Source organism: Rhodanobacter sp. sgz306013, assembly GCF_057031145.1.
Map to the genome: position 1 here is coordinate 113446 of NZ_JBXCIJ010000002.1, position 16378 is coordinate 129823.

Annotated in this window: 17 protein-coding genes and 1 tRNA gene; 8 read left to right on the forward strand and 10 right to left on the reverse strand. The window is 69.2% G+C overall.

Features of this window, described 5'->3' with window-relative positions; all coding sequences use genetic code 11:
- Positions 1-159 precede the first annotated feature (159 nt).
- Positions 160-1140 (reverse strand): VTT domain-containing protein, encoded by a 981-nt coding sequence (locus AC2EWF_RS05555; RefSeq protein WP_483639114.1) that lies wholly within the window; start codon positions 1138-1140, stop codon positions 160-162.
- Between the two features lie 143 nt (positions 1141-1283).
- Between AC2EWF_RS05555 and AC2EWF_RS05560 the strand changes: the two genes are divergently transcribed.
- Positions 1284-2285 (forward strand): polyprenyl synthetase family protein, encoded by a 1002-nt coding sequence (locus tag AC2EWF_RS05560; protein ID WP_483638374.1) that lies wholly within the window; start codon positions 1284-1286, stop codon positions 2283-2285.
- Positions 2286-2293: 8 nt separating this feature from the next.
- Entirely contained in the window at positions 2294-2860 is a 567-nt protein-coding gene (locus tag AC2EWF_RS05565) for an NUDIX hydrolase (protein ID WP_483638375.1), read from the forward strand.
- Positions 2861-2926: 66 nt separating this feature from the next.
- Here the strand turns inward: AC2EWF_RS05565 and bla are convergent, their stop codons facing one another.
- The 8 genes from bla to rsmD all read right to left on the reverse strand — a co-directional run bounded on the left by bla (position 2927) and on the right by rsmD (position 9786).
- The gene (gene bla, locus AC2EWF_RS05570) at positions 2927-3814 is read right to left on the reverse strand and encodes a subclass B3 metallo-beta-lactamase (RefSeq protein WP_483638376.1); all 888 of its coding nucleotides are present in this window, start codon (positions 3812-3814) and stop codon (positions 2927-2929) included.
- A 96-nt stretch (positions 3815-3910) separates the two neighbouring features.
- Complete coding sequence (locus AC2EWF_RS05575; protein ID WP_483638377.1) at positions 3911-4969, reverse strand: TMEM43 family protein; 1059 nt, start codon at positions 4967-4969, stop codon at positions 3911-3913.
- Positions 4969-5835: an MBL fold metallo-hydrolase gene (locus AC2EWF_RS05580; RefSeq protein WP_483638378.1), complete on the reverse strand. Its 867-nt coding sequence runs from the start codon at positions 5833-5835 to the stop codon at positions 4969-4971. Before AC2EWF_RS05580 ends, AC2EWF_RS05575 begins: the two co-directional genes overlap by 1 nt.
- Positions 5836-5996: 161 nt before the next feature.
- On the reverse strand, positions 5997-7721 hold the full coding sequence (gene ggt, locus AC2EWF_RS05585; protein WP_483638379.1) for a gamma-glutamyltransferase: 1725 nt from the start codon (positions 7719-7721) through the stop codon (positions 5997-5999).
- 21 nt (positions 7722-7742) lie between these two features.
- Positions 7743-8003, reverse strand: coding sequence for a YfhL family 4Fe-4S dicluster ferredoxin (locus AC2EWF_RS05590; RefSeq protein ID WP_483638380.1), 261 nt, complete (start codon positions 8001-8003; stop codon positions 7743-7745).
- Positions 8004-8109: 106 nt separating this feature from the next.
- The gene (locus AC2EWF_RS05595) at positions 8110-8616 is read right to left on the reverse strand and encodes a hypothetical protein (RefSeq protein WP_483638381.1); all 507 of its coding nucleotides are present in this window, start codon (positions 8614-8616) and stop codon (positions 8110-8112) included.
- Positions 8609-9163, reverse strand: a complete 555-nt coding sequence (coaD, locus tag AC2EWF_RS05600) for a pantetheine-phosphate adenylyltransferase (RefSeq protein WP_483638382.1) — start codon at positions 9161-9163, stop codon at positions 8609-8611. The genes AC2EWF_RS05595 and coaD overlap by 8 nt, the downstream gene beginning before the upstream one ends.
- Positions 9164-9195: 32 nt before the next feature.
- On the reverse strand, positions 9196-9786 hold the full coding sequence (gene rsmD, locus AC2EWF_RS05605) for a 16S rRNA (guanine(966)-N(2))-methyltransferase RsmD (protein WP_483638383.1): 591 nt from the start codon (positions 9784-9786) through the stop codon (positions 9196-9198).
- A gap of 233 nt (positions 9787-10019) precedes the next feature.
- Here rsmD and ftsY point away from each other — a divergent pair, with 233 nt between their 5' ends.
- The 6 genes from ftsY to AC2EWF_RS05635 all read left to right on the forward strand — a co-directional run bounded on the left by ftsY (position 10020) and on the right by AC2EWF_RS05635 (position 14636).
- A complete protein-coding gene (ftsY, locus tag AC2EWF_RS05610) occupies positions 10020-11093 on the forward strand; it encodes a signal recognition particle-docking protein FtsY (RefSeq protein WP_483638384.1) in 1074 nt (357 codons plus the stop codon).
- A 309-nt stretch (positions 11094-11402) separates the two neighbouring features.
- The gene (locus AC2EWF_RS05615; RefSeq protein WP_483638385.1) at positions 11403-12509 is read left to right on the forward strand and encodes an AsmA family protein; all 1107 of its coding nucleotides are present in this window, start codon (positions 11403-11405) and stop codon (positions 12507-12509) included.
- Positions 12506-13552 carry an A/G-specific adenine glycosylase gene (gene mutY, locus AC2EWF_RS05620; protein ID WP_483638386.1) on the forward strand — a complete coding sequence of 349 codons (1047 nt, stop codon included), beginning with the start codon at positions 12506-12508 and terminating at the stop codon, positions 13550-13552. The genes AC2EWF_RS05615 and mutY overlap by 4 nt, the downstream gene beginning before the upstream one ends.
- Positions 13549-13827 carry an oxidative damage protection protein gene (locus tag AC2EWF_RS05625; protein ID WP_483638387.1) on the forward strand — a complete coding sequence of 93 codons (279 nt, stop codon included), beginning with the start codon at positions 13549-13551 and terminating at the stop codon, positions 13825-13827. The genes mutY and AC2EWF_RS05625 overlap by 4 nt, the downstream gene beginning before the upstream one ends.
- Before the next feature lie 81 nt (positions 13828-13908).
- Positions 13909-13984, forward strand: a tRNA-Phe gene (locus tag AC2EWF_RS05630).
- A 193-nt stretch (positions 13985-14177) separates the two neighbouring features.
- A complete protein-coding gene (locus AC2EWF_RS05635; protein ID WP_483638388.1) occupies positions 14178-14636 on the forward strand; it encodes a hypothetical protein in 459 nt (152 codons plus the stop codon).
- A gap of 24 nt (positions 14637-14660) precedes the next feature.
- Here the strand turns inward: AC2EWF_RS05635 and AC2EWF_RS05640 are convergent, their stop codons facing one another.
- Positions 14661-16229 carry an MASE1 domain-containing protein gene (locus AC2EWF_RS05640; protein ID WP_483638389.1) on the reverse strand — a complete coding sequence of 523 codons (1569 nt, stop codon included), beginning with the start codon at positions 16227-16229 and terminating at the stop codon, positions 14661-14663.
- Positions 16230-16378: the final 149 nt, after the last annotated feature.

Here is a 16378-nt window from a genome sequence, read left to right on the forward strand (position 1 = left end):
GAAAGCACGAAGGCGAGCAAAAGATAGATGACGTCCATAACACCGCGCCGCTGAAAATGTCGGCGGAAACTGTAGGCGCCGGTGCGTAAGAAGGGGATAGCGAATCGCCCGGGCGGCATATAGAACGCGTAAATTTTCGGGGCCGCCGGCGCCGGTGCCTCAAACGGTCGTTCTCGTCGCCACGGTCGTCCCGGCGAGCACGCCGTCGTTCGCCGATGCCAGCCGCTGCACCGCCTGGCCGGCCGCCTCCCAGCCATCCAGGCCGCCCCGCAACGGCCGCACGCGACGATAGCCGCGCTTGGTCAGCGCCTGCGCGGCGTGCGCCGCGGAGACCTCGTTCGGGCAGTTGCAATACACCACCAGCTCGCGGTCGAAGGGTATGGCGACGACCGCCTGCACAACGCCCTCGACATCGGCGAGCACGGCACCGGGAATGATCCGGTCATCCAGCTCCCGGGACACCGCCGAACGCACGTCGATCACCACCGGCGCACGGCCTGCCGCGATCGCCTCGGCGAGTTCCTCGGCGCCGATCCGTGCCATCCGCAGCGAACGCAGCAGGCGCTCGCGCCGCCACCACCTGGCGAGCACATAGGCCGCGAGCAGCACCACCGCTGCCTCCACCGCCACCGTGCCGGCATCGGCGACGGCGTCGAGCACGCGGTCGACCTCGCCCGCAAAGACGTAGCCGAGTGCGACCGCCACGCCTGCCCAGAGCAGCGCGCCCAGGCCGTCGAGCAGCACGAAGTTCCGTGACGGCAGGCCCATCGCCCCGGCCAGCGGCGGCGCCAGCATCGACAGGCCTGGCACGAACTTGGCGACCAGCAGCACCTGGCCGCGCCAGCGCTGGAAGCGCAGCTCGGACTGCTTCACGCAGGAATCCGGCGACAGCGAGACACGGCAGAGCGTGCGCATCACCCCTGCGCCGTAACGCCGCCCCGCCAGGAACCACGCCAGGTCGCCCAGCAGGCTGCCGACCACCGCCGCTGCCACGATGCCCGCCAGCGAGAGCCGGTCGCCCGCCGCCAGCGCGCCGGCCACGACCAGGGTGGGCACCGCCGGCACCGGCGCGCCCGCCTGCGTCGCCAGAACGTTGAGGAACACCAGCAGCAGGCCGTACTGGGCGATCAACGCAATGATTTCGTGAGCCATCGGGCGAATCCCCTGCAACGGCATGCCGTGGACGCATCATTGGGCCGGCCGGCGCGGCTTGCAATCGCCCTCCGGATGATGGTTCGCGGCGACCTGCCCCTATAATCACCGGACCCAGACCGCGACAGCCCATGAACTCGATTCCAGCCGACGTCAACCGCCCCGCCGACTTCGCCGCCGTGCGCGCGCTCGCCGACGCCGACATGCGGCGCATCGACCAGCTGATCCGTACGCGGCTGGCCTCCGACGTGGTGCTGATCAACCAGATCGCCGACCACATCATCGCCGGCGGCGGCAAGCGACTGCGGCCGATGCTGCACGCGCTGGCCGCGCGCGCGGCGGGCTATCGCGGCGAGCAGCACGTCAAGCTGGCCGCGGTGATCGAGTTCATCCACACCTCCACCCTGCTGCACGACGACGTGGTGGACGAATCCGGCCTGCGCCGCGGCCGGCAGACCGCCAACGCGCTGTGGGGCAACGCCGCCAGCGTGCTGGTGGGCGATTTCCTCTACTCGCGCTCGTTCCAGCTGATGGTGGAGCTGGACGACATGCGCGTGATGCGCATCCTCGCCGACACCACCAACACCATCGCCGAGGGCGAGGTGCTGCAGCTGCTCAACATCGGCAACGCCGACGTGGACGAGCACGCCTACCTCGCGGTGATCGAGCGCAAGACCGCGGTGCTGTTCGCCGCCGCCACCGAACTGGGCGGCCTGCTCGGCGGACTGCCCGGGGAGCAGGTTTCCGCGCTGCGCCGGTACGGCATGGAACTCGGCTACGCATTCCAGATCGCCGACGACCTGCTGGACTACACCAGCGACGCCGACACCCTGGGCAAGAACATCGGCGACGATCTCGCCGAAGGCAAGCCCACCCTGCCGCTGATCTACGCGCTGCAGAGCGCCACGCCGGAACAGGTCGCCTCGCTGCGCCACGCCATCGAGCACGGCGGCCTGGACTCGCTGGACCGCATCGTGGCCGCGATCCGCGACTCCGGCGCGCTGGAGCGCACCCGGGAACGCGCCGTCGCCCACGCCGCCGCCGCGCACGAGGCGCTCGCCGCGCTGCCCGCCTCGCCCTACCGCGACGCGCTGGCCACGCTGGCGGACTACTCCGTGCAGCGCACGTTCTGATCCCGCCGATGACGACACCCGACGATTCACGCCCCGCCGATGCCGATGCGCCGGAGGAAACCCTGTACCGGGGCCGCTGGCTGAGCCTGCGCAGGCGCGGACGCTGGGAGTACGCCGAACGCAACAACCCCGGCGGCGCGGCGATCGTGATCGCGGTGACGCCGGACGACCGCGTGCTGTTCGTGGAGCAGTACCGGGTGGCCATCCAGGCCCGCACGATCGAGATGCCGGCTGGCCTGATCGGCGACCTCGACGGCAAGGAAGACGAGGACATGCTGCTGGCCGCGCGGCGCGAGCTGGAGGAGGAGACCGGCTGGCGCTGCAGGCACGTGGCCTTCCTGCACCAGGGGCCGTCATCGGCAGGCATGAGCACGGAGATGATCGCCTACGTGCGCGCGTTCGACCTGGTGAAGACCGGTGCGGGCGGCGGCGACGCCAGCGAAAACATCGTGGTGCACGAGGTGCCCCGCGTCGAAGCGGGCGACTGGTTGTTCGCGCGCGCCGCCGAAGGCTATTCCATCGACCCCAAGTTGTTTGCGGGCCTGTGGCTGCTGGAGCACGCATCCGCCCGTTGAACAGGCCGCGGAGATCCGCGGCATTGCCCGCCAGCGGCCGTCCTGCACGGCGCCGCCCTCCCGGAATCACCGCTTCGCGGCCTGCTCTTGCGCCAGGCGCGCATCCAGGTTCTTCGCCGCGTCGGCGGCATAGTCGCGACAGGCCGGCGGGTCGACCAGCGGCGCTACGTCCGTCGGCGATTTGCGCTGCGCCACTTTCTCCCAAAAGCCGCTGGCGTCGGGGTGCGGGGTCAGCAGGATGTCGCAGGGCAAGGCCGCCACGGTGGCGAGGCTCCTGCGGAAGGCGGCCACATAGGCGGGGTGGTCGGTGAAGCGGTAGCCTCGTGCGCTGATCGCGCTGAGGCTGTCGGCGTAGGCGATGTGCAGGCAACGCCGGCCCGTGCAGGATTCCCAGGTCCACGAGGTGCTACCTGGCGTATGGCCGGGGGTGTAGTGCGCGGTGACGGCCATGCGGCCGAGCTCCAGGGTTTCGCCGTCGCGCACCACGTGCACCTGCTTCACTGGCGTGTAGCGGGGAGCCAGTCCGTATTGCGGATCGCCGGGATCTGCGCCGCCCAGCTCCAGTTCGCGCGCGCCGGCGGCGCTTGCCAGCACCTGTGCGCCGCTGGCTGCCTGCAGCGCGACGATACCGCCGGCATGGTCGCTGTGGGCGTGCGAGTTGAGGATCCACTTCACGTCGCGCACCCGGAAGCCGAGTTCACGGATGTGCGCCTCGATCTGCGCCGCGGATTCGGGCAGGTCGCCGTCGAACAGCGCCAGGCCCTGCCCGGTGTCCAGCAGGATCGAGGAGAGGCCGTGCGGTCCCACGTACCAGGTGTTGCCGTAGATGCGGAACGGCTTTTGCGGCGCGTTCCACTGGCTGCGGTCGATGTCGTACGGGGATTGCGCCGCAAGGGCCACCGACCAAGCCAGGGTCAGCGCCAGAATGGCGCCGGACAGCGAACGCAGGTGCATGGGGAAGTCATCCTTGGAAACGGATCTGCAGCATGTCCGCCGCCGCGGGTCTGCCGCGGGCGCGATCCTGACATTTCGCCGATGGCGACCGGCGATTCAGTGGTGCTGGTGATGGCGCGGGCGTGACGCGCGATGCCACCAAACCAGCAGCGCCAGCCCGACCAGCGCGACGACGAACCAGGCGATGGCGGATGCCGTGCTGCTGCCCAGCCACGGCATGGCGGCGAACACGCCCACCACGAGCAGGCCACCGCCCAGGGCCAGCCGCGGGTCGATGCGCGTGGCATCCCGCTGCCGCAACAGCAGGCCCATGCCCAGCACCGCCAGCAGCACGGCGAGGATGCGCCGCGGCCAGACCAGCAGCGGCTGCGCCGCCATGTCGGGACGCATATCCAGCAGCGCGCTGTCGCCGACGTTGACCTCGTAGTCCTTGCCGTCGACCGCGTTCGGCACTGTCACGAGACGATCGCCGTCGACACGTGCAATCACCGTCACTTCCTGCAGCGGCACCGCGCTCCAGCTCACGCGCACGTCGCCGAGCCGCGGGTCGCCCGGCCTGGTGCTGGTGACCAGCGCGCCGTCATGTAGCGAAAAACTGGCGGCAAGGTTCGCCGGCAACGCCTTCGCGTCGGGCGCCACAGGCTCGCTGCCCGGCAGGGCATGCACCAACGCGGGATCCAGCTTGTAGCCTCCCAGCTCCACGCTGCCGGCATCGAAGCGCTTGCCGGCGAGCGGGAACGGCCCCGGGTTGGCGTGACCCTGCGGCTGCGCGAAGCGGCTGGAATCCTGGGGCGTGTCCGCCCAGTCCAGCTCGTAGGTGACGTTGCCGCCGAGGCGCAGTTCGCGCCACTGGAACATCTGCACGCGGCGCGACAGCACCGGCGTGGCCGCCTGCTGGTTGAAGTCGGCGTCGTAGGGCGACTCCACCACCCGCGGCGTGCCGCTGATGCGCACCATCCGGCCCTGCAGGCCATCCTGCGGCTCCATGCTGTGACCGAGGTCGACTACCCCGCCACCATGCAGCTGCAACGCCAGTTGGTAGTTGCCCAGGCTACGCTCGGTCCACGCGGCCAGCACGATGCCCAGCACCAGCGATGCCAGGCCGACCGCGATGGCCTGCGGACCGCGCAAGGCGGTGATGCGGCCAAGGGACATCATCCGGGGCTCCCGTGCAGTTCAGGCAGCTCGTCCGCGCAGCCATAGCGACCACGCTCGTCGCGCTGCACGCGCGCCGCGGCGCAGGCATGGTCGTGGGTGAAGAACAGTCGCACGCCACGCGTCAGCTTGTCGTCAAGGAAGGCGCGCTTCTCGTCGATCAGCTTCTCGGGGTAACGGTCGTAGCCCATGGTGATCGGCAGGTGCACCCACGCACGGCCGGGGATCAGGTCGGCGCAGAACGCCATGCCGGCGACTTCGGCCAGCATCAGGCCCGGCGTATGGCCGTCCGAATAGGTGAAACGCACCGCCTCCCCCAGCACCTTCGCGTGCTCGCCCTCGACCAGTTCCAGGCGGCCGCTGTCCATGAGCAGCTGCGGCAGTTCCGGAATGAACGAGGCGCGGTCGCGCGGATGCGGCCTCAATGCGCGCTGCCAATGTGCCGCACCCATCACGAACGTGGCGTTGGGGAACAGCAGACGCGGCGACTGTCCCTCCTCCCACGCCGCCAGCAGGCCGCCGGCATGGTCGAAGTGCAGGTGCGACAGCACCACCGCGTGGATGTCCTCGTGCGCCAGGCCCGCTGCGGCCAGCGAGTCGAGCAGCACGTGGCGATCCTCAATCACGCCGTAGCGCTCGCGCAGCGACGGGTCAAAAAACGCGCCGATGCCGGTCTCGAACAGCACGTTGCGCCCCGGCACGCCGTTCACCGCGAGGCCTTTCACCAGCAGGCAGCGGCAGGCCAGCGGGATGCGGTTCTGCGCGTCGGGCTGGATCCAGCGCGACCACATCGCCTTCGGCGCATTGCCGAACATGGCGCCGCCATCCAACCGTTGCGAATTGCCCAGTAGGGAGAAAAGCTCCACGTCAGCTTCCTCGCGTTGCCGGCGGATTCGCCTGGGGCGCATCCGGACGCCGCAGGCGGCCCCGCGCACAGCGCAGGGCGAGTCCCAGGGACGGGCCGGCTATCGCCACGCCGCCGTCGAGCCGCCGCGGGTTGCCGGGCAGCGGGAAAAGCTCCACGGAATTACTCCACCTTGCCCAGTCCGGACGGCCGGCGCGGGTCGCTGGCGGCGTCGAGCTTGTTGTCGCGGTGGTCCCAGGTCACCACGTTCATGAAGCCCCAGGGTTCGCGCGGCTTCAGCGTGTAACCCATCTTCCTGAGTTCGGCGCTGGTGGCGGCGTCGAACACGCCGTCCTCCACGAACACCTCGTCGGGCAGGAACTGGTGGTGGAAGCGCTTGTCGGCCACGATCTGCTGCGCGCTCTGGCCGTCGATGAAGTGCAGGATGCCTTCCAGCACCTGGGTGATGATGGTGGAACCGCCGGGCGAGCCGATCACCGCGCTGCGGTCCTTGCCGATCACGATGCTGGGCGACATCGAGGACAGCATCCGCTTGCCGCCCACCGGCGCGTTCGCCTTGCTGCCGAGCAGGCCGTAGACGTTCGGCTTGTTCGGCACCAGCGCGAAATCATCCATCTCGTCGTTGAGCAGCACGCCGGTGCCCTTGGCGACGAAGGTGGAGCCGAGGATGTAGTTCACGGTGGAGGTGATCCCCACCATGTTGCCGTCTTTGTCGATGATCGAGAAATGCGTGGTGTGCATGCCCGGATCGTGCGACGGCCCGTGCGGCAGCATGGAAGACGGCGTGGCCTGGTCGGGCAGGATGCTCTGGCGCAGGCCGTCGGCGTAGTACGGCGACAGCAGCATGTCCAGCGGCATCTTCACGAAGTCGGGATCGCCAAGGTAATCGTTGTGGTCGCGGAACGCGCGGCGCATCGCCTCGATGGTGTAGTGCGCGCGGTGTGCCGGGTCCATCTTCGCGAGGTCATAGCCGCGAAGGATGTTGAGGATCTCGGCGATCGCCACGCCGCCCGAGGACGGCGGCGGCGCGGTGACGATCTTGTAGCCCCGGTAGTCGATCGTGATCGGCGTGCGCTCCTTGGCGCGATAGTTCGCCAGGTCCTGCAGCGTCCAGTTGCCGCCGGCGGCACGCACCGCATCTACCAGCTTCTGCGCCGTTGCTCCGCGGTAGAAGCCGGCGTCGCCTTTCTCGGCGATCAGCTCCCAGGTGCGCGCCTGCTCCGGATCGCGCCAGATCTCGCCCGCCGCCGGCGGCTTGCCGCCCGGCAGGTACTTGGCGGCGGAGGCCGGCCAGCGCTCCAGGTTCTTCTGTTCCCCGGCGATCGACTGCAGCAGGCGCGGATCGGGCTTGAAGCCTTCGCGTGCGGTGCGGATGGCAGGCGCCAGCGACACGCTGAGCGGCAGCTTGCCGAACTTCTCAGCCAGCAACACCAGGCCGGCCGGTTCGCCGGGAATGCCGGCGGACAGCGGCCCCTTCAGCGCCGCATCGCGGTTGGGCGTGCCGTCGGGGTTGAGGTAGTCCTTGGGGTTGACCGCCATCGGCGCGGTCTCGCGCGCATCGATGAACACGTCGCGGTTGTCCTTGGCGATGTGCAGCGTGGCCATGAAGCCGCCGCCGATGCCGGAACTCTCAGGCTCCACCACCGACAGCGTCGAGGCCACCGCCACCGCCGCGTCGAACGCGTTGCCGCCCTTGGCGAGCACCTCGAAGCCGGCGTTGGTGGCGAGGAAGTTCGCGCTGGCGATGCCGGCATGGCCGGGACGCTGCACCGGCTGGGCCGTCGCCGCGACCGGCGCGGCCTTGGGCGTGCCGTCTGCGGCGAAGGCCGCACTGCCGGTCAGCAGCAGGCTCAGCAACAACACGCGACCGTGCATCTGGAACTTCATGCGGCGAACTCCTTGGCTGGTTCAGGCGTCGGTGCTCGAGCCCGTCAGGTGGCGATATTTCAGTTCGAGCGCTTCGCGCGACTCGGTGTGCTCGGGGTCGACGATGATGCATTCGACAGGGCACACCTCCACGCACTGCGGCTCGTCGTGGTGGCCCACGCACTCGGTGCACAGCGCCGGGTCGATGACGTAGTACTCCTCGCCCAGCGAGATCGCCTTGTTCGGGCAGACCGGTTCGCAGACGTCGCAGTTGACGCAGGTGTCGAGGATCTTCAGGGACATGGGGACAAGCGGGGAACGAGGGACGAGTAGCGGAAAGCGGACAAGGGCCACGCGTCGGTCGCGCACCCTGCCTCGCTCAGCGCCACCCGTCCCTCGCTCCCGTCTCTCACATCTGCACGAAACGGAACGTGGCGCCGGTCGGCTTGATCACGTCCTCGACACGCTGCTCGTCGGCCTTGTCGCCGATGAACAGCACGATCACGTCCTTGAAGGTGCCGGGCTTGGCGTCCTTGAACGCGGCCACGACCATGTCGGCGGTGGTGGCGGACACCGGGCCGGCAAAGGCCAGCAGGTTGCCCGGCAGCACGCCGCGAGCCACGGTGTCCTGCACGTTCTGCAACTGGCGGTCGTTCTGCGCCTTGTCGTCGTCGGTCTGGCCCGGGGTCACCAGGTAGGCATACGGCTGCTGCGCGGCCATGCCCTGCAGGTTCTTCTGCACCAGCTGGCCAAGGTAGGCGTTCCAGCCCTTGGCGTCGGTGATGCTGGTGGGCTTGGCGGGTCCTGCAGCCTGTGCGGCGGCCTGCTGGTCCTGGTCGGCGCCCTGCTTGGAGCAGCCGCCTAGGACGAGGCCGGCGGCCAGCGCGATGGCGGCGATGAGAGCGAACTTACGCATGATGGTCACCTTCGGTTTCGGGTTGCTTGGGGAGGCCGCCGCTGCGGCCCTTGTGCCAGCGCTGACGCATGGCCTGTTGCACCGCCGGATGCACGAAACCGGAGATATCGCCGCCGAGGCGGCCGATCTCGCGCACCAGCGACGAGGAAATGAAGCTGTATTGCTCCGCCGGCGTGAGAAACAGTGTCTCCGCCTGCGGGATCAGATGCCGGTTCATGCTGGCCAGCTGGAATTCGTACTCGAAGTCCGACACCGCGCGCAGCCCGCGGATGATCACCCCCGCACCGATCTCGGCCACGAAGTCGGCCAGCAGGCTGTCGAAGCCGCGCACCTCCACGTTGCGCAGGTCGGCCAGCGCCAGGCGCGCCAGTGCGATGCGCTCGTTGAGGCTGAAGCCCGGCCCCTTGCTCGAACTGTCGGCCACCGCCACCACCACGCGGTCGAACAGGGGCGCGGCACGCGCGACCAGGTCGGCATGGCCGTTGGTGATCGGATCGAAGGTGCCCGGGTACACGGCCAGGCGGGGATTGCCGGAGGGTTTGTTCACGGGCGGGGAGCGCAGCGGAATCAGGCCCTAGCTTAGCAGGGTGTGCCGGGCCGCAGACCGCCCGCCGGCACCCGTCGGTACAGCGCAAAACGCACCTCGCCGGCGTGCCCCTCGCGATGCAGCACCCAGTCCGCCGGCACGGCGGGGATGGACGCGCGCGGCGACTCCACGTAGATCCACGCCCGTTCGGCCAGCCAGCCGCCCCGCTCCAGGTGTTCGGCCAGTCCGCTCCACAAGTCCAGCGCGAACGGCGGGTCGAGGAACACCAGGTCGAACGCCCGCGCCGCGCCGCGCAGGAAGGCCTGCGCTTCGACCGCCGCCACCTCGCCCGCCGCGGCCTTGAGCCGGGCCAGGTTGTCGCGCAGCGCCGCTGCCGCCCGCGCATCCGGCTCGACGAAGCAGCTGCTGGCCGCACCGCGCGACAGCGCCTCGATGCCCAGCGCGCCAGTGCCGGCGCAGAGGTCCAGCACCCGGGCACCGTCGATCATCGGCGCCAGCCAGTTGAACAGCGTCTCGCGCACCCGCTCAGGCGTGGGCCGCAGACCGGGCAGTTCGGGCACCTCGAGGCGCGAGTTGCGCAGGCTGCCGCCGATGATGCGGATGCGGCCGGGGCGGCTGTTCAAGGAGCTTCCCGCGGCTCAGCGGCCGGAACGGAAGGGTGCCCTGAAAGACCTCGGGGCACCCTTGCGAGCCACGGATGGCTCGCCGCGACAAGCGTCTCAGCGATTGTTCGTCGGAGGCGAGTCCGGACATGTGCCGGACTCGCCAAGTCGAAAAATCGCCAGGATGGCGATTTTTCGAGGCGTAAGGAACGGGGTGTTAGCATGCCGCCTATTGTCTTTGAATCGCCCCCGCAATGCTCAAGTTCTGGAAGAAGAAGCCCGCCGAGACTTCGCCCGCGCCTCCTGCCGAGGCGCCGGCCACGGGCGTGTTGCAGGAGGCCGCGCCCCCGGCTCCGCCGGTCGCCGTCGCCGAAGTCGCCGTACCCGCGGTCGTCGAAGCGCCCGAAGCGGCACCGGCCAGGCGCGGCTGGCGCGAGCGCCTCGCCGGCAGCGCGCTGGGCCGCGGCCTGGGCAACCTGTTCCAGCGCAATCCCCGGCTCGACGACGACCTGCTGGACGAGCTGGAGACCACCCTGATCACCGCCGACGTGGGCGTGGAAGCCAGCAGCGCGCTGGTGGAAGACCTGCGCCGCCGCATGCACAAGCGCGAGTTCGCCGACGCCGCGGCTTTGCGCGAGGCGCTGCGCGAGGCGCTGGTCACCCTGCTGAAGCCCGTGCAGCAGCCGCTGGAGCCGGCCGGCCGCAAGCCCTTCGTGGTGCTCACCGTGGGCATCAACGGCGTGGGCAAGACCACCACGATAGGCAAACTCGCGCGCCGGTGGCGTGACGAAGGCCACGGCGTGCTGCTGGCCGCCGGCGACACCTTCCGCGCCGCCGCGGTCGAACAGCTCAAGACCTGGGGCGAGCGCAACGGCGTGCAGGTGATCTCGCAGGGCCAGGACGCCGACGCCGCCAGCGTGATCTTCGACGCGCTGCAGGCCGCGCGTTCGCGCGGCGCCGACGTGCTGGTGGCCGACACCGCCGGTCGCCTGCACACGCAGGGCGGGCTGATGGACGAGCTGGGCAAGATCGCCCGCGTGCTGAAGAAGCTCGATCCCGAGGCGCCGCACGAGGTGTTGATGGTGATCGACGGCACCACCGGCCAGAACGCGGTCAACCAGGTGCGGCAGTTCCGCCAGATCGTGGGCGTCACCGGCCTGGTGGTCACCAAGCTCGACGGCACCGCCAAGGGGGGCGTGGTGTTCGCGCTGGCGCGCGAGTTCGGCCTGCCGATCCGTTTCGTTGGCCTGGGGGAGACCGCCACCGATCTGCGCACTTTCGACGCGGCCGCCTTCGTCGACGGCCTGCTGCCCGCCGGCCATGGCTAGGGATGCTCTGGTCTATTCCGCGTACCAGTCACCGCGCTGTATGCGCGCAGCGGTTCGTCGCAGCGGCGACGGCAGACTGGCCGTCTGTCTAGACGCTGGGGCGGAACGCTGCGCGCATACAGCGTGGCCCCAGCGTATTGAATTGGATGATGGGGTGACGTCCAGAAGGCCCGCGGGCTGCGCCGCACGGCTTGAACAGACGGCCAGTCTGCCCTGCGCCACGCGACACAACCCGCGGGACTTCTGGACGTCATGCCGGGTACGTGGAATAGATCAGAGCATCCCTAGGCCGGCGAGTGCGGGCCTGACATGACGCGCGGGCTGCGATGGCTGCTGATCGGCGTGGGCGCACTGGCGTTTGCCGCAGTGTTCACCGTGCTGATCGTGGTCTACCTGCTGCTGCAACCCGATCGCTTCACCGCGATGCTGCAACAGCAGGCGCACGATGCCGGACTGGTGCTGAACCTCGCGCGCCCCGCCAGCCCCACCCTGTTCCCGCGGCCGGCGCTGGACCTGCGCGGCATCACGCTCAACGCCGAGGGCGCGGACAGCCCGATCCTGCTCGCTTCGCGCGGCCGGCTGGTACTGCCCTGGCGCACCCTGCTCGGCGGCCCTACCGCGATCGCGCAGATGGAGGTGGATGCGCCGCGGGTGGATCTGGATGCGCTGCAGGAATGGCTGGCCACCCTGCCGCCGCAGCCGGCCAACGCCGCCCCGATGATCCCGCGCATCGATGCCGGTATCAGCATCGAGCACGGCAGCGTGGTGCGCGGGGATCAACTGCTGCTCAACAACGTGACGCTCTCGGCCGGCACGCTCGCGCCCGGCCAGGAGTTCCCGCTCAGCATGTCGGCCAGCACGGCCGCGGGCGCGCCGCTGCAGCTGCGGCTCACCACCACCCCGCGCATGGAGGGCAACGCGATGCAACTCGACCGCATCCGGCTGCACCTGTCGCAAGGCAGCGGAACCACGCTCGTGCTGAGCGGCAATGCCCGCTGGCACGGCGCCGCGGATGCGGCCGCGCAACTCGGCGGCAAGCTCGACCAGGCCGATGGCGGCAGCTACGACATCGCGCTGGCGCTCACGCCCGCCAACCAGACCGACCCGTTGCTGCTGCAGCTGAAGCTGGACGGCCCGGACAACCACGCCGACCTGCGCCTGCCGCCGCTGGCGCTGGCGCACTGGTGGAGCACGCTCAACACGCCCTCCGACCAGCAAGCCGCACCGCAGCCCGGCATGCCGCCCGGCAGCGGCACGCTGCAGATGGCGAAACTGCAGCTCGGCGGCCTGGCGGTCGAGGGGCTCAGCGTGCAGGCCGGGGACGACGCCCCCGCCGCGGCCGCCACGGCGGCAAAACCCGCCGCTGCTGCGGTCAAGCCCGCTGCCGGCAGCAAGCCGGGCGGCAAGTCGAAGTGAAGCCGTTCGCCGCCGCCCTGCTGGCCTGGTTCGATCGCCACGGCCGCCACGATCTGCCCTGGCAACACCCACGCGACGCCTACCGCGTGTGGTTGTCCGAAATCATGCTGCAGCAGACCCAGGTCGCCACCGTGGTCGGTTACTTCGAGCGCTTCGTCGCCGCGCTGCCCGACCTGCGCGCACTCGCTGCCGCACCCGAGGACCAGGTGCTCGCCCTGTGGTCGGGTCTCGGCTACTACCGCCGCGCCCGCTTCCTGCACCGTGCCGCACAGCTCTGCTTGGAGCGCCATGGCGGCGAGTTGCCACGCGACTTCGATGCGCTCGCCGCCCTGCCCGGCATCGGCCGTTCCACCGCCGGCGCGATCCTCGCCCAGGCGCATGGCGTGCGTTTTCCCATCCTCGACGGCAACGTGAAACGCGTGCTGGCGCGCTACCACGGCGTCCACGGCCATCCCGGCACGAGTGCGGTGGAAAAACAGCTGTGGCGACATGCAGACGCGCACACTCCGGCCACGCGCGTGGCCGATTACACCCAGGCGATCATGGATCTGGGTGCCACCGTGTGCACGCGGAGCAACCCGGGCTGCGCGACCTGCCCGCTGGCCGAGGCCTGCGTTGCCCGGCGCGACGGCCTCGTGGCCCAGCTGCCGTCGCCGAAGCCGACGAAAGTCGCGCCCGTGCATGCGACCGTGATGCTGATACTGCGCGACGCGCACGGCCGCGTGCTGCTGGAGCGGCGCGGCCCGCAGGGCGTGTGGCCCGGCCTGTGGAGCCTGCCCGAAGCCGCCGACATCGACGGCGCGTGGCGCGATGCCAGGCGGCATGCGCACATCGACGATGCGAAGGCGCTCGCGCCGTTCGTCCATGTATTCAGCCACTACAAGCTGCGCGTCGAACCGCTGCTGTTCGACGGCGCGACGGCACCGCGCGGCATCGCCGACAATCCAGCCCTGCGCTGGTGCGGCACCAGAGAACTGGCCGCGCTCGGCCTGCCCGCGCCGGTGCGCAAGCTGTTGCAACAGATCGAAGGAACCACCCCATGAGCCGCACCATCCACTGCGTCAAGCTCGGCATCGACGCCGAGGGCCTCGACTTTGCGCCCTGGCCCGGCCCGCTGGGCCAGCGCATATACGCCGAGATCTCCAGGCCGGCGTGGCAGCAATGGCTCGCCCACCAGACCATGCTGATCAACGAATACCGGCTCAATCCGCTCGATCCCAAGGCACGCAAGTACCTCGCCGGGCAGATGGAGAAATTCCTGTTCGGCGGCGAGGTCGACCAGGCTGCAGGCTTCACTCCGCCCGACCTGCAGTCTTGACGGCAAGGCGTGCATTCGGTCTAATGCACGGCTCCACGCCACACCGACGAGCGTAACGCCCGTCCTGTTGGCAAGGCATCCGGCCGGGTAGCTCAGTTGGTAGAGCAGGGGATTGAAAATCCCCGTGTCGGCGGTTCGATTCCGTCCCCGGCCACCATCGTCATGCATCAGGCGCGCCCATGCGGCGCGCTTCGTTTTTGTGCCTCCGCCGCCCGTTGCTCCGCGACGATGGCCAGGGCGTTGACGCCAGGCGTCGTATGCGGACTGCCAACCCAGGATGCATTTGCCTTGCTTCGGTGGTGGTAGTTTCGACTCGGGCAGATCGCCCTCCACAAATCAAGGGGTCCACCATGCGCATGTTGACTCGTGCAATCTTCGCGGCGTCGTTCGCCGTCGCCACCGGCGCCGTCTTCGCGGCCACTCCCGCCACCGGCCTCGGCCAGTCGTGGCCGAATGCCCAGGACGTCAGCACCAACCCGAATTTCCACGTGTATGTGTTCGCGATGGGCGGCGTCGAATACATCCAGGTCAACGATCTCAACGGCAACGTGCTTGGCAGTGTCGGCACCGCGGGCGGCCAGTTCATCACGCTGCCGATCGGTCGCTTTGCCCAGCAGGTCGTCACGCCCAGCCAGCCGGCCAGCGCACCCACGACCGCCGCCGCCGTGGCTTCCCCAGTCACGGTCTACAACGACGGCACCACGACGGTGACGGCCACGCCCCTGAGTGACGGCACCATGAGCCTGAACGCCGCGGCTGCCGTGGGCACCTGCGATCCGATCGACTGCAGTCTTAAGGGCATTAACTGAAGCTTGCAGCCAGCCGCCTCCACGTCAGGCGTGGAGGTGGCTCGGCTCCAGGAACGAGACCACCACGCGCCTGCCATCGGGCGAGGTGCGTTCGCGCAACCGCCCGCCGTAGGTGGCGGCCCGGTCCGCGATGGCCTCGCGCCCCAGGCCCGTGGCGCTGATGCGCAGGCGCTGCCGCAAGGCCACCCAGTCCACGTGCAGCGATCGTGCCGGATTCCAGCGCAGGTCGATCATCACGACCGCCCAGGCCCGGTCCCTGGTGCCGCAGCGGACCTTCACCAATACGTCCGCGGGCTCGTGCGTCAGGCAGGTTTCCGAGATCGCCTCGCACACCACGCGATAGACGACTAGGCTCAGCTCGCGCGGAACGCTGCCCACGGGGCCGCGCAAGTCACACCAGTACCGGATGCCGGCCTCGTGCAGCACACGGGCCAGGGCCCCCTGGTTCAGGGCACCCGGCAGGCCATGCTCGCGCAGCACGGTGGGACTCAGGCTGTCGGTCAGCAGGAAGAGCTGTTCCTGGGCGCGCTCTGCGTGCCGGCGATAACCGACGTCGTCCGTCACCGGTTGCAGATAACGCAGGCGCCCCAGCATCAGCTTGAAAGCGCCGTGGATCGACTGGCCGAGCTGGTCCAGTGCCTGCGCCGTGACACGCAGCTGGGCTTCGCCCAGGGCCGCATTGCGATGCGCCAAGGCCATGGCCATGCGCGAATCGAAGCGTTCCTGCTCCACCCGCTGCGCCATCGCCGTCATGCGTCCTCCTACCAGCAGCATGGTGGAAATGGACATGGCCACCAGGGTCTCGGCCTGCAGGGTGGCCGGGTCGTTGGTGGCGGGCATCAAGGCCACGATGCCGAGGCTGGCCAAGGTGCCGGCCACCGCCGCGCCCTGCCAGCCGTGCCGGAAAGCCATGAAGATGACCGGCATGAACATGGCCATCTGTGCCATGGCGCGAATCTCGGGATTGTGGTCACCCAGCCAGACCAGGAACGCTATGACCGGAAATACCCCCAGCGCACCTTCGATCAGGAAGCGGCTTTCCTGCAGCGCCAAGAACCAGCGCCGCCACCGCCGATCCGCAGCCACGAAACTCTGGTAGACCACAAGCGCGATCGGCGCCACCGTAAGCACGCCCATGAAGTTGCCAAGCACCATGCGAGCAGTCACCGCGCGGTAATGGACCACATAGCCCGGTGGAAGCGTCGCCAATCGCACCTGCACGATGGTCTCAACCGTCGCAATGATCGAGATGATCAAGGCGCACATCACGAAGATCGGCATGTTGACCGTTCCCCGCGACGGAAACAGCCGCCAGCGCTCCCGGAACCACCACACCACGGGGGCCTCGTAGGCCAGCGATGGAATTGTGTTGAGCACGGTCCAGAGCAGACCAAATTGATCGAAGCAGGTATAGCTGACGTAGGCCTGACAAGCGGTGTCTGCAAAGAAGAGCGCTGGCCAGTAGCGGTATGGCATCAGCATCAAGGCCGCAAGGTGCAGACCGGCCAGGATGACCCAATGCCGGACGGAAACCGCATGAAACAGGGACAGCACAGCCAGGTAGACACCGGCCACCAAGGCCTGCCGCAACACGGTCCCCCACCATGATCCAACGCGCATTGCGTTCCCCCGACTCGATCCTTGCCCCCGCCCCGAAGACCGGATCACGCCACCATCATCGCAGTGCCTATGCTGAACCACTGTCCTGCGGCGTAACCCGGACAAGCATAAAACCGGATGGC

Excerpts from the sequence above, each read along its gene's own strand:
- AC2EWF_RS05615 (WP_483638385.1), top strand. The coding sequence starts at position 11,403 with ATGACGCGCGGGCTGCGATGGCTGCTGATCGGCGTGGGCGCACTGGCG.
- AC2EWF_RS05590 (WP_483638380.1), bottom strand. The coding sequence starts at position 8,003 with ATGTCCCTGAAGATCCTCGACACCTGCGTCAACTGCGACGTCTGCGAA.
- bla (WP_483638376.1), bottom strand. The coding sequence starts at position 3,814 with ATGCACCTGCGTTCGCTGTCCGGCGCCATTCTGGCGCTGACCCTGGCT.
- AC2EWF_RS05560 (WP_483638374.1), top strand. The coding sequence starts at position 1,284 with ATGAACTCGATTCCAGCCGACGTCAACCGCCCCGCCGACTTCGCCGCC.
- AC2EWF_RS05565 (WP_483638375.1), top strand. The coding sequence starts at position 2,294 with ATGACGACACCCGACGATTCACGCCCCGCCGATGCCGATGCGCCGGAG.
- AC2EWF_RS05595 (WP_483638381.1), bottom strand. The coding sequence starts at position 8,616 with ATGCGTAAGTTCGCTCTCATCGCCGCCATCGCGCTGGCCGCCGGCCTC.
- AC2EWF_RS05625 (WP_483638387.1), top strand. The coding sequence starts at position 13,549 with ATGAGCCGCACCATCCACTGCGTCAAGCTCGGCATCGACGCCGAGGGC.
- ggt (WP_483638379.1), bottom strand. The coding sequence starts at position 7,721 with ATGAAGTTCCAGATGCACGGTCGCGTGTTGTTGCTGAGCCTGCTGCTG.
- AC2EWF_RS05635 (WP_483638388.1), top strand. The coding sequence starts at position 14,178 with ATGCGCATGTTGACTCGTGCAATCTTCGCGGCGTCGTTCGCCGTCGCC.
- AC2EWF_RS05575 (WP_483638377.1), bottom strand. The coding sequence starts at position 4,969 with ATGTCCCTTGGCCGCATCACCGCCTTGCGCGGTCCGCAGGCCATCGCG.
- ftsY (WP_483638384.1), top strand. The coding sequence starts at position 10,020 with ATGCTCAAGTTCTGGAAGAAGAAGCCCGCCGAGACTTCGCCCGCGCCT.